This window comes from Pseudomonas arsenicoxydans, assembly GCF_900103875.1.
Taxonomy (GTDB): Bacteria; Pseudomonadota; Gammaproteobacteria; order Pseudomonadales; family Pseudomonadaceae; genus Aquipseudomonas; species Aquipseudomonas arsenicoxydans.
Genome location: NZ_LT629705.1, coordinates 6,160,419 through 6,178,609 on the forward strand (window position 1 = coordinate 6,160,419; position 18,191 = coordinate 6,178,609).

General features: G+C 57.8%; 17 protein-coding genes and 3 pseudogenes. 10 read left to right on the forward strand and 10 right to left on the reverse strand.

The window, feature by feature from the left end; genetic code table 11:
* Positions 1–127 precede the first annotated feature (127 nt).
* Positions 128–1,009: an MBL fold metallo-hydrolase gene (locus BLQ41_RS28825; RefSeq protein ID WP_090187584.1), complete on the reverse strand. Its 882-nt coding sequence runs from the start codon at positions 1,007–1,009 to the stop codon at positions 128–130.
* Positions 1,010–1,239: 230 nt separating this feature from the next.
* On the opposite strand from BLQ41_RS28825, the gene BLQ41_RS28830 reads away from it, so the two are divergent.
* Together BLQ41_RS28830 and BLQ41_RS30765 are read left to right on the forward strand one after the other, a co-directional pair.
* Complete coding sequence (locus BLQ41_RS28830; RefSeq protein ID WP_231997077.1) at positions 1,240–2,145, forward strand: LysR family transcriptional regulator; 906 nt, start codon at positions 1,240–1,242, stop codon at positions 2,143–2,145.
* Between the two features lie 133 nt (positions 2,146–2,278).
* On the forward strand, positions 2,279–2,455 hold the full coding sequence (locus tag BLQ41_RS30765; protein ID WP_167360513.1) for a hypothetical protein: 177 nt from the start codon (positions 2,279–2,281) through the stop codon (positions 2,453–2,455).
* A gap of 9 nt (positions 2,456–2,464) precedes the next feature.
* Here the strand turns inward: BLQ41_RS30765 and BLQ41_RS28840 are convergent, their stop codons facing one another.
* Entirely contained in the window at positions 2,465–3,361 is an 897-nt protein-coding gene (locus tag BLQ41_RS28840) for a helix-turn-helix domain-containing protein (RefSeq protein WP_090187593.1), read from the reverse strand.
* Positions 3,362–3,549: 188 nt separating this feature from the next.
* On the opposite strand from BLQ41_RS28840, the gene pobA reads away from it, so the two are divergent.
* Both pobA and BLQ41_RS28850 read left to right on the forward strand, forming a co-directional pair.
* Complete coding sequence (gene pobA / locus BLQ41_RS28845) at positions 3,550–4,734, forward strand: 4-hydroxybenzoate 3-monooxygenase (protein WP_197678967.1); 1,185 nt, start codon at positions 3,550–3,552, stop codon at positions 4,732–4,734.
* A 79-nt stretch (positions 4,735–4,813) separates the two neighbouring features.
* A complete protein-coding gene (locus BLQ41_RS28850; RefSeq protein WP_090187598.1) occupies positions 4,814–6,331 on the forward strand; it encodes an MDR family MFS transporter in 1,518 nt (505 codons plus the stop codon).
* Between the two features lie 102 nt (positions 6,332–6,433).
* Here the strand turns inward: BLQ41_RS28850 and BLQ41_RS28855 are convergent, their stop codons facing one another.
* The 4 genes from BLQ41_RS28855 to BLQ41_RS28870 all read right to left on the reverse strand — a co-directional run bounded on the left by BLQ41_RS28855 (position 6,434) and on the right by BLQ41_RS28870 (position 10,383).
* Positions 6,434–7,282 (reverse strand): cache domain-containing protein, encoded by an 849-nt coding sequence (locus BLQ41_RS28855; protein ID WP_090187600.1) that lies wholly within the window; start codon positions 7,280–7,282, stop codon positions 6,434–6,436.
* A gap of 123 nt (positions 7,283–7,405) precedes the next feature.
* Positions 7,406–8,275, reverse strand: coding sequence for an ATPase (locus BLQ41_RS28860; RefSeq protein ID WP_090187603.1), 870 nt, complete (start codon positions 8,273–8,275; stop codon positions 7,406–7,408).
* A gap of 119 nt (positions 8,276–8,394) precedes the next feature.
* On the reverse strand, positions 8,395–9,387 hold the full coding sequence (locus BLQ41_RS28865; RefSeq protein ID WP_090187606.1) for an NAD-dependent epimerase/dehydratase family protein: 993 nt from the start codon (positions 9,385–9,387) through the stop codon (positions 8,395–8,397).
* Between the two features lie 96 nt (positions 9,388–9,483).
* Positions 9,484–10,383, reverse strand: a complete 900-nt coding sequence (locus tag BLQ41_RS28870; RefSeq protein WP_090187609.1) for a LysR family transcriptional regulator ArgP — start codon at positions 10,381–10,383, stop codon at positions 9,484–9,486.
* 96 nt (positions 10,384–10,479) lie between these two features.
* On the opposite strand from BLQ41_RS28870, the gene BLQ41_RS28875 reads away from it, so the two are divergent.
* From BLQ41_RS28875 to BLQ41_RS28885, 3 genes are all read left to right on the forward strand, one after another.
* Positions 10,480–10,881 (forward strand): ACT domain-containing protein, encoded by a 402-nt coding sequence (locus BLQ41_RS28875; RefSeq protein WP_090187612.1) that lies wholly within the window; start codon positions 10,480–10,482, stop codon positions 10,879–10,881.
* A 5-nt stretch (positions 10,882–10,886) separates the two neighbouring features.
* Positions 10,887–11,489, forward strand: a complete 603-nt coding sequence (locus BLQ41_RS28880; protein WP_090187615.1) for a LysE/ArgO family amino acid transporter — start codon at positions 10,887–10,889, stop codon at positions 11,487–11,489.
* A gap of 176 nt (positions 11,490–11,665) precedes the next feature.
* The gene (locus tag BLQ41_RS28885) at positions 11,666–12,262 is read left to right on the forward strand and encodes a superoxide dismutase (RefSeq protein WP_090187617.1); all 597 of its coding nucleotides are present in this window, start codon (positions 11,666–11,668) and stop codon (positions 12,260–12,262) included.
* Between the two features lie 59 nt (positions 12,263–12,321).
* Here BLQ41_RS28885 and BLQ41_RS28890 read toward each other — a convergent pair.
* A pseudogene (locus BLQ41_RS28890) lies at positions 12,322–12,695 on the reverse strand (DUF6124 family protein).
* A gap of 483 nt (positions 12,696–13,178) precedes the next feature.
* On the opposite strand from BLQ41_RS28890, the gene BLQ41_RS30605 reads away from it, so the two are divergent.
* Together BLQ41_RS30605 and BLQ41_RS28895 are read left to right on the forward strand one after the other, a co-directional pair.
* Positions 13,179–13,562, forward strand: coding sequence for a hypothetical protein (locus tag BLQ41_RS30605; protein ID WP_157695054.1), 384 nt, complete (start codon positions 13,179–13,181; stop codon positions 13,560–13,562).
* Positions 13,563–13,833: 271 nt separating this feature from the next.
* Positions 13,834–14,441: pseudogene (locus BLQ41_RS28895) on the forward strand (transposase); the annotation flags it as partial.
* An 87-nt stretch (positions 14,442–14,528) separates the two neighbouring features.
* Here BLQ41_RS28895 and BLQ41_RS28900 read toward each other — a convergent pair.
* The 3 genes and pseudogenes from BLQ41_RS28900 to BLQ41_RS28910 all read right to left on the reverse strand — a co-directional run bounded on the left by BLQ41_RS28900 (position 14,529) and on the right by BLQ41_RS28910 (position 17,363).
* Complete coding sequence (locus BLQ41_RS28900; RefSeq protein ID WP_090187619.1) at positions 14,529–14,897, reverse strand: DUF6124 family protein; 369 nt, start codon at positions 14,895–14,897, stop codon at positions 14,529–14,531.
* A 618-nt stretch (positions 14,898–15,515) separates the two neighbouring features.
* Positions 15,516–16,651, reverse strand: a pseudogene (locus BLQ41_RS28905) (IS3 family transposase).
* A gap of 154 nt (positions 16,652–16,805) precedes the next feature.
* On the reverse strand, positions 16,806–17,363 hold the full coding sequence (locus tag BLQ41_RS28910; protein WP_090187621.1) for a cysteine hydrolase family protein: 558 nt from the start codon (positions 17,361–17,363) through the stop codon (positions 16,806–16,808).
* A gap of 146 nt (positions 17,364–17,509) precedes the next feature.
* On the opposite strand from BLQ41_RS28910, the gene BLQ41_RS28915 reads away from it, so the two are divergent.
* Positions 17,510–18,154: a glutathione binding-like protein gene (locus tag BLQ41_RS28915; protein ID WP_090187624.1), complete on the forward strand. Its 645-nt coding sequence runs from the start codon at positions 17,510–17,512 to the stop codon at positions 18,152–18,154.
* The last annotated feature ends 37 nt before the right edge of the window (positions 18,155–18,191 follow it).

The following is an 18,191-nucleotide window of genomic DNA, read 5'->3' on the forward strand; positions in this document are numbered from 1 at the left end:
GAGTGCAACGAGGCTGCGATCTTTTGATCTTAAAGTTTGCGGAGCCAGCCAAAGATCAAAAGATCGCAGCCTCGTTGCACTCGACAGCTCCTACACAGGGTCACGTGAATTCAATACAACGTGGTCGTTACCACTTCATCTCGCCCTTGGCGACTTTGGCGCTCAGCTCCAGCGAGCTTTCTTCACCCAGTGTCGGGAAGCGTTTTTTCATCGCGCTGATCAACGCAGCGGAATCCTTGGCCTTGGCGGTTTCTTCGTCGAAGGCCTTGATGTAATCGGCGGTGAACTGCACGGCGGCTAGCGAACGCTTGCTTTCACCGAGGTAGTGACCCGGCACGATGGTGTTCGGCTTGAGGGTTTCGATGGCCTTCAGCGTAGTCAACCAATCGGCGTGGGACTGCGCGGTCTGGGTGTCCGCCATCCACACATGAATGTTTTCAGCGACGACCACGCCACCGACCACAGCCTTGATCGACGGTATCCAGACGAAGGTGCGATCCGGCTGCTTGCCGTCCAGACCCACCACCTGCAACTTCTGCCCTTCGAGCATCAGGCTGTCGCCCTTGAGCACGCCCGGCACGATGGTCTTGGCAGGCACGTCGGCGCCCATTTTCGGACCCCAGAACGCCAGTTTGCCGTCGACGGTTTTCTTGATGTGATCCACGGTCGGCTGCGAAGCAAGCACTTTGGCGTTCGGGAAAGCGGCGGTCAGGGTGTCGAGGCCGAAGTAGTAATCCGGGTCACCGTGGCTGATGTAAATGGTGGTCAGTTGTTTGCCACTGGCGCGGATTTTTTCCACCACCTGTTCGGCCTGGGACTTGCCGAACTGCGCATCGACCAAAATGGCGTCTTTCTCGCCGCTGACCAGCACCGAGGTGACCGGGAAGATCGCTTTCTCACCCGGGTTGTAGACGTCCAGGGTCAGGGTCGACGCCGCAGCGGCGTGGGCCGCGAAACCCAGGGTGGCGGTGGCCAGTAAAACGCGTTTAAGGGTGGTAAAACCGATCATCTGCTGCTCCATTTTCCGAATGCCATGTTTGGCGATGGTCCTGTAGGAGCTGACGAGTGAAACGAGGCTGGGATCTTTTGATCTTGATCTTTAATAGCAAGATCAAAAGATCGCAGCCTCGTTTCACTCGTCAGCGCCTACATGGCCCGATAGGAACAGAGCTTAGTTGCGTAACTCAGTACAAAAAATGCGATGCTTGAACATAGTTTGTTTCTAAAATCGGGCAAATCATGGATCGTCTTCAAGCAATGCGCGTGTTCGTCACGGTGGTTGACCTGGGCAGCCAGTCGGCCGCCGCCGATCATCTGGACCTGTCACGGCCGGTCGTGTCGCGTTATCTGGCTGAGTTGGAAGATTGGGTCGGCGCACGCCTGATGCACCGCACCACGCGCAAATTGAGCCTGACCGCTGCCGGCAGCGAAATCCTGCCGCGCTGCCGGCAGATGCTCGACCTGTCCACGGACATGCAAGCCGCTGTCAGCGAGCCGGATGAAGCGCCACGCGGCCTGTTGCGGATCAGCGTCAGCACCTCGTTCGGCCAGGCACAACTGGCAGAGGCGATGGCGGCGTATGTCCAACGCTACCCCGGCGTCAGCATCGACCTGCAGATGCTCGACCGCACCGTGAACCTGGTGGATGAACGCATCGACCTGGCCATACGCACCAGCAACGACCTGGACCCGAACCTGATCGCCCGGCGGTTGACGGTCTGCCGCTCGGTGATCTGCGCCTCCCCCGCTTACCTGAGCCAACACCCGACGCCGCACCGGGTCGAGGACTTGAGTCAGCACAACTGCCTGACGCACTCCTACTTCGGCAAAAGCCTCTGGCACTTCGATCAGGATGGCGAACCGGTGTCGGTGCCCGTGCAAGGCAACATCAGCGCCAACGAAGCCAGCACGCTGTTGCGCCTCACCCTCGCAGGAGCGGGCGTGGCGATGCTGCCGACTTATCAGGCCGGTGTGAATATCCACAACGGCGAACTGGTGCGACTGCTGCCCGATGCCGAGCCACGACAGATGAACATTTACGCGGTGTACGCCTCACGCAAGCACATGCCGGCGGCGCTGCGCAGCCTGCTGGATTTTCTGGTGCTCAGATTTCCGCAAGAACCGGAGTGGGATGTGGGACTTTGAGAGGCTCGCTCCCGCAGGGGATATCAGTGTTCTGAATATCGGGGTAAATGCGAAAGCGCCGTCGCTGGCAACTCACTGACGCTGACCTATGCTCAAAGTAATACCCAAGGGTATTCGTTCAGAGGTCAACACCATGAACACCAGAACAAGAAGATACCTCGCCATTTTCATCACCTGCGCGGCGACGCTGGCGCTGTATGGCACCGCCGCCTGGCGCGTCGAGCAGTTGCGACAACTGCCCCGCGACTATGCGAGCTGTAACTTCGAGCGCTGCATCCCCCACAACGCGACCCTCAACGCCCTTCGGTGACGAAAGCGGTCAGGCCTCGTTGTCCTGATCGGCCTTCAAGCGGTCGCGAAACGCCTTGGGCGAGATCCCCACTCGACGTCGGAACAGACGGGTGAAGTTGGTCGGATCGGAAAACCCCAACACGTCGGACATTTCGTAAATAGTCATGCTGGTGTAGGTCAGCAAACGCTTGGCCTCCAGCAATTGCCGCTCGTGCATGATCTGCAAAGCCGGTTGCCCCGCCAGCTCTCGGCAGGTGCCGTTGAGGTGGGACACGGAAATCCCCAGCCGATGCGCCAGGTCCTCGACCTTGACGTGCTGGCGGTAGGTTTCTTCCACCAGTTGAATAAAGCCGTTGAGGTATTCCCGGGCCCGTTGCGGACGCTGGCTGGCGTTGCGACGCGAAATCACCTGGCGGCTGACCCAGACCATGATCACGCTGACCAGCGAATGCATCAGCATCTCGCGTGCCGGTTGGTGACCGGTGTACTCCTCTTGCAGCGCCGAAAACAGGCTGTTGAGGTAATCGCTGTCCTTGCCCGCCGGATAACTTTCGGCTTGGGTGAGCGTGCTCACCGAGCTGCCCAATTGCGCCTGAAGATGGGCCACCAGCGGTGCGGCCAGCGTCACCACAAACCCTTCGACGTCTTCGGAAAAACGATAACCGTGTACCGATAAAGGCGGCAAAACCAGAACGGTCGGCTCAGTCAACTGCGTGCGTTTGCCTTCGATTTCAAGCTCTGCCTGACCTTTGAAAACGAAGAGAAACTGACACAAATCGGCGTGACGATGGGGTTTGATTTCCCATTGATGTTCGCGGCTACGTTTGGAAATGGTTTCACAGTGCAGCAAGTCGGGGGTCGGCCAGTCCAGGCTTTCACCGTAGAGCTTGAACACTGGAATCGAAGGCAGGTCAGGCTTGTTCATCACTTCAATCCAGGCCTCAGAGGGTTACGGGCGATAATCGCACCGATTGGCAGAATGTACAGGTATCGGCTCAGTTTTCACCTTCAATTGACAGACCCGCAAGGGAAAAATGCAAGCACTCGATCCATAAAAATCATTTACCGGCCTGAGCCGTGTAAAGCTTGCGAGTCATAAAAACAATGAAAACGCTGAAAACTCAAATCGCCATCATCGGCGCCGGCCCCGCCGGTTTATTGCTCGGCCAATTGCTGCACAACGCCGGCATCGACACCCTTATTCTCGAACGCCAGACCCCGGATTACGTGCTCGGACGAATCCGCGCCGGGGTCCTTGAACAAGGCATGGTAGAGCTGTTGCGTGAGGCCGGCGTGGGACAGCGCATGGATGCCGAAGGGCTGATCCACGGAGGGTTCGAACTGGCCCTCGACGGCCGTCGGGTGCATATCGATCTGCACGCCCTGACCGCTGGCAAAACCGTGATGATCTATGGTCAGACCGAGGTCACCCGCGACCTCATGGCCGCTCGTCGGGAGGCTGGCGCGCAGACGATTTACCAAGCCGCCAACGTCGTGCCGCACGGGATGAAAACCGCCGAACCGTTTGTGACGTTTGAAAAGGATGGCGAGACCTATCGCCTCGATTGCGACTACATCGCCGGTTGCGACGGTTTCCATGGCGTGGCCCGGCAGTCGATTCCTGCTGATTGCCTGAACGTCTTCGAGCGGGTTTATCCGTTTGGCTGGCTCGGCATCCTGGCCGATACGCCGCCGGTCCATGAAGAGCTGGTCTATGCCCGCCACGAGCGCGGGTTTGCCTTGTGCAGCATGCGCTCGACCACCCGCACGCGTTATTACCTTCAAGTGCCAGCTGAGGCAAAGGTTGAGGACTGGTCGGATCAGCGTTTCTGGGATGAGCTTAAAACGCGCCTGCCGTCCGAATTGGCCAACGCCCTGGTGACCGGGCCGTCCATCGAAAAAAGCATCGCGCCGCTGCGCAGCTTTGTGGTTGAACCGATGCAGTACGGACGGATGTTCCTGGTTGGCGACGCCGCGCATATTGTCCCGCCCACCGGCGCCAAAGGCTTGAACCTGGCGGCCAGCGACGTCAGCACCTTGTTCAAGATCTTGCTCAAGGTCTATCGTGAGGGACGCCTGGATTTGCTGGAGAAGTACTCCGAAATCTGCCTGCGTCGGGTGTGGAAAGCCGAAAGGTTCTCGTGGTGGATGACCTCGATGCTGCACCGCTTTGACGATCACGACGCGTTCAGCCAGCGCATCAGCGAGTCGGAGCTGGACTACTTCGTCGACTCCGAGGCCGGTCGCAAAACCATTGCAGAAAATTACGTCGGTCTTCCTTATGAGGCTATCGAATAGCCTGCTACCGATTTACACTGGCGAACATCCCCGCTCGCCTCGCCCCTGCGGGTCAATCACTGCCCGCAGGCCTTTACCCGTGACCAATCTAAACCAGCCTGAATCGCCTAAACCGGCCATCCGCAGCGTGTTGATCGCCCTGATGCTGGCGATTTTCCTCGGCGCGCTGGACCAAACCATCGTCGCCGTTTCGATGCCGGCCATTTCTGCACAATTCAAGGACGTCAGCCTGCTGGCCTGGGTGATTTCCGGCTACATGGTAGCGATGACCGTGGCGGTGCCGATCTACGGCAAGCTCGGCGATTTGTATGGCCGGCGCAAGTTGATGCTGTTCGGCATGGGCCTGTTCACGATCGCCTCGCTGTTTTGCGGCATGGCCCAGAGCATGGAGCAACTGGTGCTGGCGCGGATTCTCCAGGGCATCGGCGCGGGCGGAATGATTTCGGTCAGCCAGGCGATCATCGGCGACATCGTCCCGCCCCGCGAACGTGGTCGTTATCAGGGGTATTTCAGCAGCATGTACGCGGTGGCCAGCGTCGCAGGCCCGGTGCTGGGCGGTTACATGACCGAGTACTTGTCCTGGCGCTGGGTGTTTCTGATCAACCTGCCACTGGGCCTCGGTGCCTGGCTGGTGGCCAATCGCACACTGGTCGGGCTGCCGGTGCCGCAACGTAAACCAATCATCGATTACCTCGGCACCTTGCTGATGATCATCGGCTTGACTGCTTTGTTGCTGGGCATCACTCAGGTCGGGCAAGGCCATTCGTGGCGCAGTGCCGAAGTGTTGAGCCTGCTCGTATGTTCGGTGTTGGTGCTGGCGCTGTTTGTCTGGCATGAGCGCCGGGCGCGTGAGCCGTTGTTGCCGATGCATCTGTTCGCCAACCGCAATGCGCTCCTGTGCTGGTGCACGATCTTCTTCACCAGTTTCCAGGCCATCTCGCTGATCGTCCTGATGCCGCTGCGCTTTCAGAGCGTCACGGGCGCGGGGGCCGACAGCGCCGCGCTGCACTTGTTGCCGCTGGCCATGGGCTTGCCGATTGGCGCGTATTTCGCCGGGCGCCGCACGTCGGTGACCGGGCGCTACAAACCGATGATCCTGACCGGGGCGGTGCTGATGCCGTTCTCGATTCTCGGCATGGCCTTCAGCCCACCGCAGGCTTTTCTGTTGAGCAGTCTGTTTATGTTGCTCAGCGGGATCGCCAGCGGCATGCAATTCCCGACGTCATTGGTCGGCACACAGAACTCGGTGGATCAGCGCGATATCGGCGTCGCAACAAGCACCACCAATCTGTTTCGCTCCTTGGGTGGCGCGGTGGGTGTGGCATTGATGTCGGCGTTGCTGCTGGCGTTGTTGCAGGATTCAAGCTTTGCCCACCTGGCCGGCTCGTCGATGATTGGCGAAGGCCACTCGGGGAATGTGTTGCTCGATGGTTTGAATGCCGCACCTGGTGATGCGCAGAACGCCCTGCGCGCGGAATTGCTGCTGACCTTCCGGCATTTGCTGATGGTCAGTGCGGCGGTGTCGTTGCTGGGGCTGGCGGCGGCGATTGTCATGCCGAACATGGTGTTGCGTGGACGCGAGGATAAGGTCCGCTAAAAGCAGAAGATCGCAGCCTCGTTTCACTCGACAGCTCCTACAAAGGAACGCGTATATCCTGTAGGAGCTGTCGAGTAAAACGAGGCTGCGATCTTTTGATCTTCAAGGGCTGTAATACCCGACCGCCACCAGGAAATGCCCGACCTTCTTCAGGTACGCATGCTTGTCTTCAACCTTGCCGGTCACCGGGTTTTTCCAGCGGTATTCGTATTCGCCGTAATCCTGCTTGGCAATCAAATCCAGGATCGGCTCGCCCACCGGTTTGCCTTCCGGGTCCTTGATCTTGCCGAAGTCGGTATTGATCAGTCGCAGGTTGGTGCCGTGCGCGACGTAGCGCTGGGAATTGAGGTCGACGACAAACACATACAGGTCATCCTGCAAGTAACCGCCCTTGAGCGAATTGATCGCATTCAGCGTGTCCTTTTCGTCCTTGGCCAGATCGGTCGCCGCTTTGTTCAGCAAGGCCATCGCCTGTTCCGCTGAGGCTCGTGGCAGGTAATAACCCACCGCCAGAATCCGCTGGCCAACGCGCTGGTAGAACACATGCTTGCGTTCGACCTTGCCGTCGGACCAGTTCTGCCAGCGATATTCCGCCTGTTGAATGCCATTGCCTTCCGGCACGCTCAAGGCGTCCTTGAATGCTTTCTGCAAATCCGGCCCGAGGGTTTCGGACACATCACGCCCGATCAATGCCGAAGACGGTCCACCGCTGGCGAGCATCACGCCTTTGGTGTCGACCACGAAGACATAGCGATCCTTGTCGACAAATTCGCCCTGACGACTGAAGGCGGCGAACGCCTTGTCGCCGTTGTCGTGGTAGTAAGCCAATGCTTTTTCCAGCAAGGCCTTGGCGGCCTGACTGTCATCCTTTTGGGCCGTGGCGGCATGAACCTGCCCCAGGCACAGCAACAGCATCGCGCCCAGCCCCGCCAACTTGTGCAGAACCCCCATAGTCCATCCCCCGTTCTTGTCAGTGTTTCAAGAGCGTAGACGGCAATGGGATATGTATGAATATTCAGCGAATCGCAGTGTGTAAGGAAATCATTCCCGGACTGCCCGGGAATGATTCAGGCCTCACTGCCGGGCGCGCAGTTGCTGTTGCAGATTCTGGATCTGCGCCTGCAGGGTGTTGATGTTGCGGGTGGTCTGGCCGCGGAAGGCGTCGAACTCGGCGATATTGGTGGCGCCTTGCGCAACGGCCGGGCGGTTGTCCTGCTCACTTTTGAGCACGATCATTTCTTGTTCCAGACGCTCGATGGCGGCGCTCGGGTTGCCTTGTTTCTTCAGCGCGACAATGTCGGCACCGAGGCTTTTAAGCTGTGCGTCGAATTTGTTGTCATCCGGGGCACTTTTCAGCGCGGCCAAATCGCTGCTCAGGGCTTTGACCTGCGCCTGCAATTGCGTGTTGGCGGTCTGGTGCTCGGTGTTCTGGGCGGTCATTTGCGCCAGGCGCTTGTCCAGATCGGCGGTTTGCGCGGTCATCTGTGCCAGGCGTTTGTCCAGTTCCGAGGTCTGGCCGACAACGCCTTGCTGCTGTTGGCTCTGGTCCTGGAGTTTGCTTTCCAGTTGCTTGATTTGCAGCTTCAAGGCTTCGCTGTCGCTATTGACGTTGGTCTGGCTGGCGACCACCTTGCCGGAAATATCCTGCAAGCGCCCCGCCGCTTCCTCACTGATGCGCGCGAAACTTTCCTGGGTCGCCACCAGTTGCTGTTCCATCAGCGAAATCTGCTGGAAGCTCCACCAGGCAAGGCCTGCAAAGGCAAAAAACAGAGCGCCGACCAATGCCCACAACGGGCCGGTGCTGGCGCTTTTGACTTTGACGACAGGCACCGGCCGCGAATGCACGGAAGTGCGCGCCGTGGTCGGAAAATCATCGTCGAGGACGTCGGCACGCAGGCTTGGGACATCGTCGAAGTCGTCGTTGGCATCGTTACGCATGGACATTGAGTCAACCTTTGTGGAACGCGGTGATGGCTTTATGCGGCGAGTATAAACCCCACTGCCGACCGATTGACCCTCAACCGCAAACTCGGTTCATTGCTGGCAGACGGGCAACCGGGCAGTCAGCGAAGGTCCTGAGCCTTCCACCAGCCGCAGAATTCGTCGAGGGCCGTCCAGAGACTGACCTTCGGATCGTAGTCCAGATAATGCCGGGCGCGACTGATGTCCAGGGTGAAATTTTTGTTCATGACTTGCATGCCCAGTCGCGACAGCGTCGGCTCGGGACGGCCCGGCCACAGCTTGCACACCCCTTCGTTGAGCGCGGCAACGCTGTAGGCCAATCCATAGGAACGGTAGCGCGTCACCTGTGGGACATCCATCTTGCGCATGACGTAATTGACCACATCCCACAACGGCACCGGCGCGCCGTTGCTGATGTTGTAGACCTTGCCCAAGGCCGAACCGCTGGCCAGCAAACTGCTGAGCAATGCTTCGTTGAGGTTGTGCACGCTGGTGAAATCGACTTTGTTCAGGCCGTTGCCAATGATCGCCAGCCGGCCCTTGCGCTGCATCTTCAGCAGACGCGGGAAGATGCTCATGTCACCGGCCCCGGTCACGAAACGCGGGCGCAGGGCGATGGTTTCGAGACCGAATTCCTGGGCGCCAAAGACCTTCTGCTCGGCCAGAAACTTGGTGGCCGCGTAAGGGTGCTTGAAGCGTTTAGGCACCTGTTCTTCGGTCAGCCCCAGATGATCGCGGCCATCGAAGTAGATCGACGGCGACGACAAATGCACCAGGCGCCGAACGCGCTGCTTCAGGCAGGCCTCGACCACGTTTTCGGTGACCTGCACGTTGCCTTGATGAAAGTCCTGATAACGCCCCCACAACCCGACCGCGCCAGCGCAATGGACCACGGCCTCGACATCTGAACACAGCTCGCGCGCCAGTTCCGGGTCGCTCAAGTCGCCCTGGATAAACTCGGCGCCACGGCGCACCAGGTGTTCAACGCTTTCGGCCCGGCGACCGTTGACCCGCACGTCCAGGCCTTGCTCCAGGGCAAAACGCGCAAAGCGTCCGCCAATGAAGCCGCTTGCGCCGGTGACCAGAATTTTCATGTAGAGCTCCAACAAATGCAGCAGTGAGCCTCAAGCTACACGCTGCAAGTTAAAAACGTTCCGCAAGCGCTTCACTTGCGGCTTGCAGCTTGACGCTTATGGCTGCTTCCAGGGCACCAGCCATTGCTTCGACGAACGCACCAATTGATCGGTCAACAACCCCAGAAGCTGACCGCCATTGCGCCAATGATGCCAGTACAGCGGCACATCGATGGGCTTATCTGGCAAAAGCTCGACCAAAACGCCGCGATCCAGTTGCTCGCGCACCTGTAATTCCGGCACCAGCCCCCAGCCGAGACCGGCCTCGGTCAAGCGGATGAAGCCTTCGGATGACGGGCATAAATGGTGCTCGAAACCACCCTCGACACCCAACGAAGCAAGGTAGCGATGCTGGAGGAAATCGTCCGGGCCGAAGACCAGTGCAGGGGTTTTCGCCAGCAGATCAGCCCGAACCCCTTCAGGAAAATGCCGTTCAATGAACGCCGGGCTGGCCAACGCCCGATAACGCATGGCGCCCAATAACACGCTGCGCGCACCGGCTACTGGCCGTTCACTGGCACAAATGCATGCGGCCACTTCGCCTGCGCGCATACGTTTGAGGCCGACCGTCTGGTCTTCGACGACCAGATCCAGCAGCAAGTGCTGCTCGGCGCAGAAGTCACTGACGGCAGCGGCCCACCATGTGGCGAGGCTGTCGGCATTCAAGGCGATTCGCAGGCGTTCCGGCAGACCTTCTTCGTCCAGCGCCGGGACCAGCGTCTGTAGATCCCGCTCAAGCAAACGCACCTGCTGGACGTGGTTGAGCAGGCGCCGACCAATCTCGGTCGGCGCCGGAGGAGTGATCCGCACCAACACCGGCTGGCCGACTCGCGCCTCCAGCAGTTTGATCCGTTGGGAAATTGCCGACTGGGACAACCCCAGCACCTGCGCGGCGCGTTCAAATCCAGCCTGCTCGACCACGGCGGCCAAGGCGGAAAGCAATTTATAGTCGAACATCAGTTTTCCTAATGAGCGATCAGCATGATTGGTTTTTCTTATACAGGTTAGCAGCGGAGAATGCCCGGCAAGCACTCTTTCACAAGGAACATCGACATGGCTGGCGAAACTTCATTGGCCACCTTGCTGCGCAGCATGAGCCCGCAACTCAACGACGGCGAATACGTGTTCTGCACCCTGCGCGACAGCACGTTACCGGCAGGACTTGAGATCATCGGCAGCTTCCGCGAGCAGGAAGGCCTGACGGTGATTCTGGAACGTTCCCACGCGGAAAAGGCCGGTTTCAGCTTCGACTACGTCGCGGCCTGGATCACCCTGAACGTGCACTCGGCCCTCGAAGCCGTCGGCCTGACGGCCGCGTTCGCCACGGCCCTGGGCCAGGCCGGCATCAGTTGCAACGTGATCGCCGGTTACTACCACGACCATTTATTCGTCGGTCAGGCCGACGCCCAACGCGCACTGCAAGTGCTGCGCGACCTGGCAGCCAACGCGGAGTAAAACCTATGTGGCAAAGTTATGTGAACGGCCTGTTGGTGGCCGCCGGATTGATCATGGCGATCGGCACCCAGAATGCGTTTGTACTGGCGCAAAGCCTTCGCCGCGAACATCACCTGCCGGTGGCGGCGCTGTGTGTGGCGTGCGATGCATTATTGGTTGCCGCGGGCGTATTCGGCCTGGCAACCGTACTCGCGCAAAATCCAACCCTGTTGGCAGTCGCGCGGTGGGGTGGCGCGGTGTTTCTGATCTGGTATGGCAGCCAGGCGCTGCGTCGGGCCTGTTCGAAACAAAGCCTGCAACAAGGTGAGAATCAAACCGTTCGTTCACTGCGCGCGGTGATGCTCAGCGCCTTGGCGGTGACCTTGCTCAACCCGCACGTTTACCTGGATACGGTTTTGTTGATCGGCTCACTCGGCGCCCAACAAACCGAGCCCGGCGCCTATGTCGTCGGCGCGGCCAGTGCGTCGTTGCTGTGGTTCTTCACCCTGGCCCTGGGCGCCGCCTGGTTGGCACCGTGGCTGGCACGGCCCAGCACCTGGCGGATTCTCGATCTGCTGGTGGCGGTAATGATGTTTGCGGTGGCCTTTCAATTAATCGTCACCCCCTGATTATTCCAAAAGGCTCTGGAACCTCTATCCCACACAGTTGTTGCGTGGTTATGCCGCACCCCCGGTGCTATGATCCGATCCGATGCGCCGCAAAGAGTACAAACTCCCCGGCGCTTGTCTGGCCGCCCGTGATCGGCCTTGCGCTCACCGCAACTGACCTGATTAGGAGAATCATCATGGCTTTCGAATTGCCGCCGCTGCCTTACGCACACGATGCCCTGCAGCCGCACATTTCCAAGGAAACTCTGGAATACCACCACGACAAGCACCACAACACCTACGTCGTGAACCTGAACAACCTGGTGCCAGGCACCGAGTTCGAAGGCAAGACCCTGGAACAAATCGTCAAGACTTCCTCGGGTGGCATCTTCAACAACGCCGCTCAGGTCTGGAACCACACTTTCTACTGGAACTGCCTGGCGCCAAACGCTGGCGGTCAACCAACCGGCGCGCTGGCTGAAGCCATCAACGCTTCCTTCGGTTCGTTCGACAAGTTCAAAGAAGAATTCAGCAAAACCTCGATCGGCACCTTCGGTTCCGGCTGGGGCTGGCTGGTGAAAAAGGCTGACGGTTCCCTGGCCCTGGCCAGCACCATCGGCGCCGGCAACCCGCTGACCAGCGGCGACACCCCGCTGCTGACCTGCGACGTCTGGGAACACGCTTACTACATCGACTACCGCAACCTTCGTCCGAAATACGTCGAAGCGTTCTGGAACCTGGTCAACTGGAAATTCGTGGCTGAGCAGTTCGAAGGCAAAACCTTCACCGCTTAAGATCGACGCCAGTCAAAAAAACCCGGCTTTATGCCGGGTTTTTTATGGCCTGGAAAAAGTCACGCCCCTTGCGGATCGACATTATCCAATGCCCGGTTCGCCGCCAACTCCGCCAGCATGATGATCTGCTGGATTGCCAACACCGTGTTGCGCTGCGGGCCGATCAGGTTTGTGGCGAAATCGCTGGCCATGACACTCGCCGAGGCCAGGGACTCGCAGGCTTGGGCCAGGAGACTTTCGGAGTCCATGCTGGGGGCGATCATGAACATCGTGCTGGGGCGACGGGGTTTTTCGAGGTATTGGTCTGGCGGGTCGAGGTAGTAATCGAGGGCGCGTTTTATGGCTTTGCGGTCTCGCAGGAGTACTTCGGATTGGGTGTCTTCGGCGTTGGGGTGGTGGTGTTGAAGGGTGGGTAGGGAATCAATTTGTCCATTGTATTTCTCCAGCGTTGGAGCCTCCACTTGCCGCTTCTCACACGGCGAAGAGGTGGCAGCTATGTGCGAGGTGAGAAGACCGGTTATGGACACCCGGCCGGACCGAAGTCCGCCGGCACACAGCAGAGCATTGCAGGCAGCAAATAGCTGGCGGCAATTATGGTGATACTGACGCTAGATTCATACATATCTGTTCACGGGTTCTCACACCCGGTCGCTGAGTTATTCAGCGACAGCCAGAGGTTAGAGGTAGTGCTTCCTACCCGGCAACCGACACTTATATGATTAATACCCCGAACAACATTAGATCTGTCCCCACGGGCCTCTTACCTTCTACCATTTATAGCGAAAACATATAAAAAACTGTCGGATTTTACAGGTGCCAAGGCGCAACTCACGATCTATCTTCATATACGAAGCAACAAGAAGCCATTCAGAACCTAAACTCGCACACTCGTGGTTTATATATACTGGAGATAAAAATGTCACGCTCGGCAACTTACAACTCTGACCCACGCGGTTACTGCTTGACAATAACAAGCGCAAACAAGGCAAATGGGACGCTTACCGGAAATATGAGCAGTCAAACGGAAGGTGACAAGGGTGAAAACTTTAATGGAAAGTTCCGTTTTGACAAAACAGAAAAACAGACACGCATTAATTTTTGTACGTCTACGGACACATGGGATCTGTGGGCTGAGTTCCACAGCGATGGCACGCCAGAACTTGAAACTTTCAAGTCAACAAGAACACCGTTATCCGACGCAAACAACAAAATATTCACATTGTTTTACAAGGACCTTTCTAATAAAGACCATACAAGTTGGTTTGGTACGCCTCCTGGTCCTGGTCAACCCGCAATGTAAATACAGGCATAAACTACAGCTCCATTAAATACATCATTCAAAAAGCCGCATCACTGCGTAATGCAGTTCACTTAAGCATTTGAGCTCACGCGGGGCTTCCTGGAAAATCCGATGTCAAACCTTTGGTATCGGATTTTTTATGTCTTTCAACAACACCTGCTCGACCTCCGCGACCTTTTCAAGTTCTCTGATCTGAGTACCTTCACTCAAAACAATCCTGTTAGATGGGTAGCCTCAGCGCTGCTTTTTGCGCAGGCATCCATCCGCCGATGTCATTGAAGAAATCGCCCGTTATGGCAAGCATGAGCGCCTGGTACGCATGATGATCTCGCCGCAGGCGAAGAAGCGACCTCCGAGCCTCCCAACTCACTGGGTAATGCGCGAAGGCAGCTATGAAGTCCAGGGTAAGTTGAAAACCGTCATGACATCGGTGCCGGTTAGCACCTACAGCACTATGGCCGTCGCCGAGCTTTACCAGCAGCGCTGGGAAATCGAGCTGGGCTTCAGGGATATCAAAAGTTCAATGCAGCAGAACGCAATGACCTTGCGCAGCAAGAAGATCGACCTGGTTTACCAAGAGGTCTTGGGATTGTTGCCGGCCTACAACGTGAGTCGCAGGGAAGCTAGTCAAGCCGCAGTGGCTTTTGGACGAGTACCGTCGGACATCCGCTTCATGCCAGCCTGCCAATACATCGCCGTTCAACTGAACGTATGACTGCGGCAAATCCGATTTCAGCAACGGGAAGACGGTTGGCAGCGCTAAGGGCGGGTGTGGGAGGGATGTTTCTGGATCACCGTCCGAGGCCTTCGAGGCCAAGGACGGTGAAGATTTCAAAGACCCGGCTTCCGGTGGACCGTAAGGCTGCTCCGCTTAAGTGAACAGCATTACGGATTTTTTATTGCCTGGAGAAATGTGTCGAATATTCGGGCTTGTCCGCCATGAACGATGACGCGGTCCTTGAAATACTACGCCGGATCCACGTTATCCAAGGCCCGGTTCACGGCCAACTCCGCCAGCATGACGATCTGCTGAATCGCCAGCACCGTATTGCGCTGAGGACCGATCAGCTGAGTGGCGAAATCGCTGGCCATGACACTGGCAGAAGCCAATGACTCACAGGCCTGGGCGAGCAGACTTTCGGTGTCCGTGTCGGGAGCGATCATGAACATCGTGCTCGGGCGTCGAGTTTTGACGCTGTAGGGTTCGGGGGGATCGAGGTAGTAATCGAGGGCGCGGTTTATGGCTTCGCGGTCTTTGATGAGTGCTTCGGCTTCGGTGGCTTCGGTGTTGGGGGCAGTGGCGTTGACGGGTGGATCGGGGACAATTTTGCTCATTTGATTTCCCTGTTCATTTTTTGGAGCCATCACTTTTCGTTTCTCACACGGAAAGTGGTGGCAGCTATGTGCAGGGTGAGAAAACCGGGAACAGAGAACCGGCCGGACCGAAGTCCGCCCGCACACAGCCGCCATAGAGCATCGCAGGCAGCGAATAGCTGGCGGCAATTATGGTGATGCTGGCGCTAGATTCATACCTATCTGTTCCGGGTTCTCACACCCGGTCGCTGAGGTTTCAGCGACCGCCAGAGGTTAGAGACATGGCTTCCTACCCGGCAACCTGAAAAATGCGTGGGAAAGCTCTGTGTTTCTTACACATCGTTAAACACAAAAATGGAACGCGGAGCGTCCCTGGCTGCATTCCCATGCGGAGCGTAGGGAACGATCAAGGGGCAGCAGGAAGAGAATGGTCAGCTATCAGGCCTCCATCGCGTGCAAGCCCGCTCCCACAGGGTTCGGTGTGCACCTGCAAGAGATTGGTCGGCTGTCAGGCCGCCATCGCTGGCAGGCCAGCTCCCACAGGGGTTCGGTGTGCACCTGCAAGAGACTGGTCGGCTGTCAGGCCGCCATCGCTGGCAGGCTGAACTGGTCAAGTAATCTTGGACACCGATTAAGGTTTCACGCCGCCAACTTCTCCCTGGCGACTGGTGACCGATAGTCGTTGTAGCTATGCGGCCTGGTGATGTTGTAGCGCGATACATAGCGCTGCACATCCGCTCGGGCCTCATGTTCCGATCCGTAGCCTGCTTCTGGCACCCACTCTGATTTCAAACTTCCAAAGAAACGCTCCATCGGAGCGTTGTCCCAGCATTCGCCTTTACGGCTCATGCTCTGCCGGAGTCCATGTTCCAGCAGTTCATTTCTGAATTTATGGCTGGTGTACTGGCAACCTTGGTCGGAGTGAAACAGTACGTCTTTTGGGCGACCACGCAGTTCAATCGCCATCCGCAGGGCTTCGCAGGTCAGCGTGGCATCGGAGATCATCGAAAACGACCAGCCCACGATCCGGCGAGCGAACAAGTCCAGAACCGCCGCGAAATACAGCCAACGCTTGCCGACTTTGATGTACGTCACGTCCCCACACCACACCTGATTGACCGCCGTAACATCAAACTTGCGTTTGAGCACATGCGGTGCCACCAAAGCTTCCACGCCGGGTGACTTGTACTTATGGCGCCGGCGTTGACGACTGACAATGCCTGCTTCTCGCATCAAGCTGCGAGCCATGAACCGCCCGACATCATGCCCGCCGGCTTGCAGCTGTTTAGCCAAGGTACGAGCGCCCGCAGACTCTCTCGACGCCCTGTGGTGCTTGACCAGTATGGCCTTGAGCTTCTCTCGCTTAGGGCTCACTTTGCCTTGGCGCTGACGCCATGCGTAAAAGCTACTGCGGTTTATTCCGAACACACGACAGCAATCGTTAACGCCGTACTGCTCGCCCAGCTCACAGATCAACGAGAGTGATCTTTGGCGTCCAAAAGCAGGAGAGCACTGGCCTTTTTTAGGATTTCGATATCCCGGTCTCTTTGCCTGAGCAAGGCTTTAAGTTCCTGAATCTCTCGCTGATCCGCGGTAATCGCCTTGGCTCCCACCGGAGTCGAGCCCAAGCGTTCCTTGCGAACTTGATCGACCCAGCGGCGCAAGGCCGTAGGGCCAATATCCAAACTGGCACAGACCTCGGGAACCGACTGCCCCTCGTCCAGCACCATGCTGGCAGCCTTGAGTTTGAACTCACTTGAATAAGATTTACGCATATCCAAACACCTCAGATTTGGGCGCCATCATAGCGCCCGATTGAGGTGTCCAAAATCATTAGGCCAGTTCAGCCTGCTCGCGATGACGTCGGCACACCCACTATCAATGTGGCAGTTACACCGCCATCGCGAGCAGGCTCGCTCCCACAGGTTTTCAGTCAGCCTTCAACATCTGCGCGCTGCTGACGACCGTCGCATATTCCCCGTGCAAATTCCCCAGCGACATAGCATGCACTTCCTCGGCGGAACGCAGCTGGCCAAAATAATCCGCCTTGTCGAACGTGAAGCACGCATCCTCCGCCACCCAAGCGTCGAACCCCAGGTTACCGGCCGTTCGTGCCGTGGATTCGACCGAGTTGTTGGTTGCAACACCGACAATCACCAACTGATCGATCCCCGCCTCGCGCAAACTCGCCGCAAGCCCGGTGGCACAAAACGCGTCCGGCACCTGCTTCTGAATCAGTTGCTCGCCAGTCTGAGGGGTGAACCGCTCCTGAAACTCCACGCCCGATTGCTGAGGCCAGAACACTGAATCCGGTGAACGGGACAGGTGCTGCACATGAATCACCGGACGCCCGGTGCGCCGCCAATACGCCAACAAATCAACAATTCGGTCCTCCGCCTGAAGATTATTTCGACGACCCAATCTGGGCTGCAGGATGCCTTTTTGCTGGTCGATGATGATCAGTGCTGCGTTGGTCTTGAGCTCCATGCCGACTTTTCTCACACAAGGTCATTGAATTTCACGCACTTGAGCATCACCTCCTCTTACAGGCAAGCCCTCGAACGCAAACAGGACGACCTGATGCCCGCGGTCGCTGTCCGACCCTAATGACGTCCCTTGATTTGGAGTACTGCATGATCGACTTGTATTACTGGACCACCCCCAACGGCCACAAAATCTCGATGTTCCTGGAAGAAGCCGGCCTGCCGTACAACGTGCACCCGATCAACATCAGCCAGAATGACCAGTTCAAACCCGATTTCCTGAAGATTTCCCCGAACAACAAAATCCCCGCCATCGTCGACCATGAGCCAGTCGATGGCGGCGAACCGCTGTCGGTGTTCGAATCGGGAGCGATTTTGTTGTACCTGGCGGAGAAAACCGGTCAGTTCCTGCCCAAAGACCTGCGTGGTCGCCAGCTAGCGCTGCAGTGGTTGTTCTGGCAAATGGGCGGCCTGGGGCCGATGGCCGGGCAAAATCATCACTTCAGCCAGTTCGCCCCGGAGAAAATCCCCTACGCGATCAAGCGCTACATAGACGAAACCGCCCGCCTGTATGGCGTTCTGGACAAGCAACTGGCGAACAACGCGTTTGTCGCCGGCAGCGAATACAGCATTGCCGACATGGCGATCTACCCCTGGATCGTTTCCCACAAGTGGCAGAGCCAGAACCTGGAGGACTTCCCGAATGTGTTGCGCTGGTTCAACCATATTCAGAGTCGTCCGGCGACGGTGAAGGCCTACGCCCTCGCGGCCAAGGTCAACCCGCCTAAATCCTGATGAAAGATCAAAAGATCGCGGCCTCGTTTCACTCGAC

Excerpts from the sequence above, each read along its gene's own strand:
- BLQ41_RS28825 (WP_090187584.1), bottom strand. The coding sequence starts at position 1,009 with ATGATCGGTTTTACCACCCTTAAACGCGTTTTACTGGCCACCGCCACC.
- BLQ41_RS28830 (WP_231997077.1), top strand. The coding sequence starts at position 1,240 with ATGGATCGTCTTCAAGCAATGCGCGTGTTCGTCACGGTGGTTGACCTG.
- BLQ41_RS30765 (WP_167360513.1), top strand. The coding sequence starts at position 2,279 with ATGAACACCAGAACAAGAAGATACCTCGCCATTTTCATCACCTGCGCG.
- BLQ41_RS28840 (WP_090187593.1), bottom strand. The coding sequence starts at position 3,361 with ATGAACAAGCCTGACCTGCCTTCGATTCCAGTGTTCAAGCTCTACGGT.
- BLQ41_RS28855 (WP_090187600.1), bottom strand. The coding sequence starts at position 7,282 with ATGGGGGTTCTGCACAAGTTGGCGGGGCTGGGCGCGATGCTGTTGCTG.
- BLQ41_RS28860 (WP_090187603.1), bottom strand. The coding sequence starts at position 8,275 with ATGTCCATGCGTAACGATGCCAACGACGACTTCGACGATGTCCCAAGC.
- BLQ41_RS28865 (WP_090187606.1), bottom strand. The coding sequence starts at position 9,387 with ATGAAAATTCTGGTCACCGGCGCAAGCGGCTTCATTGGCGGACGCTTT.
- BLQ41_RS28870 (WP_090187609.1), bottom strand. The coding sequence starts at position 10,383 with ATGTTCGACTATAAATTGCTTTCCGCCTTGGCCGCCGTGGTCGAGCAG.
- BLQ41_RS28875 (WP_090187612.1), top strand. The coding sequence starts at position 10,480 with ATGGCTGGCGAAACTTCATTGGCCACCTTGCTGCGCAGCATGAGCCCG.
- BLQ41_RS28880 (WP_090187615.1), top strand. The coding sequence starts at position 10,887 with ATGTGGCAAAGTTATGTGAACGGCCTGTTGGTGGCCGCCGGATTGATC.
- BLQ41_RS28885 (WP_090187617.1), top strand. The coding sequence starts at position 11,666 with ATGGCTTTCGAATTGCCGCCGCTGCCTTACGCACACGATGCCCTGCAG.
- BLQ41_RS30605 (WP_157695054.1), top strand. The coding sequence starts at position 13,179 with ATGTCACGCTCGGCAACTTACAACTCTGACCCACGCGGTTACTGCTTG.
- BLQ41_RS28900 (WP_090187619.1), bottom strand. The coding sequence starts at position 14,897 with ATGAGCAAAATTGTCCCCGATCCACCCGTCAACGCCACTGCCCCCAAC.
- BLQ41_RS28910 (WP_090187621.1), bottom strand. The coding sequence starts at position 17,363 with ATGGAGCTCAAGACCAACGCAGCACTGATCATCATCGACCAGCAAAAA.
- BLQ41_RS28915 (WP_090187624.1), top strand. The coding sequence starts at position 17,510 with ATGATCGACTTGTATTACTGGACCACCCCCAACGGCCACAAAATCTCG.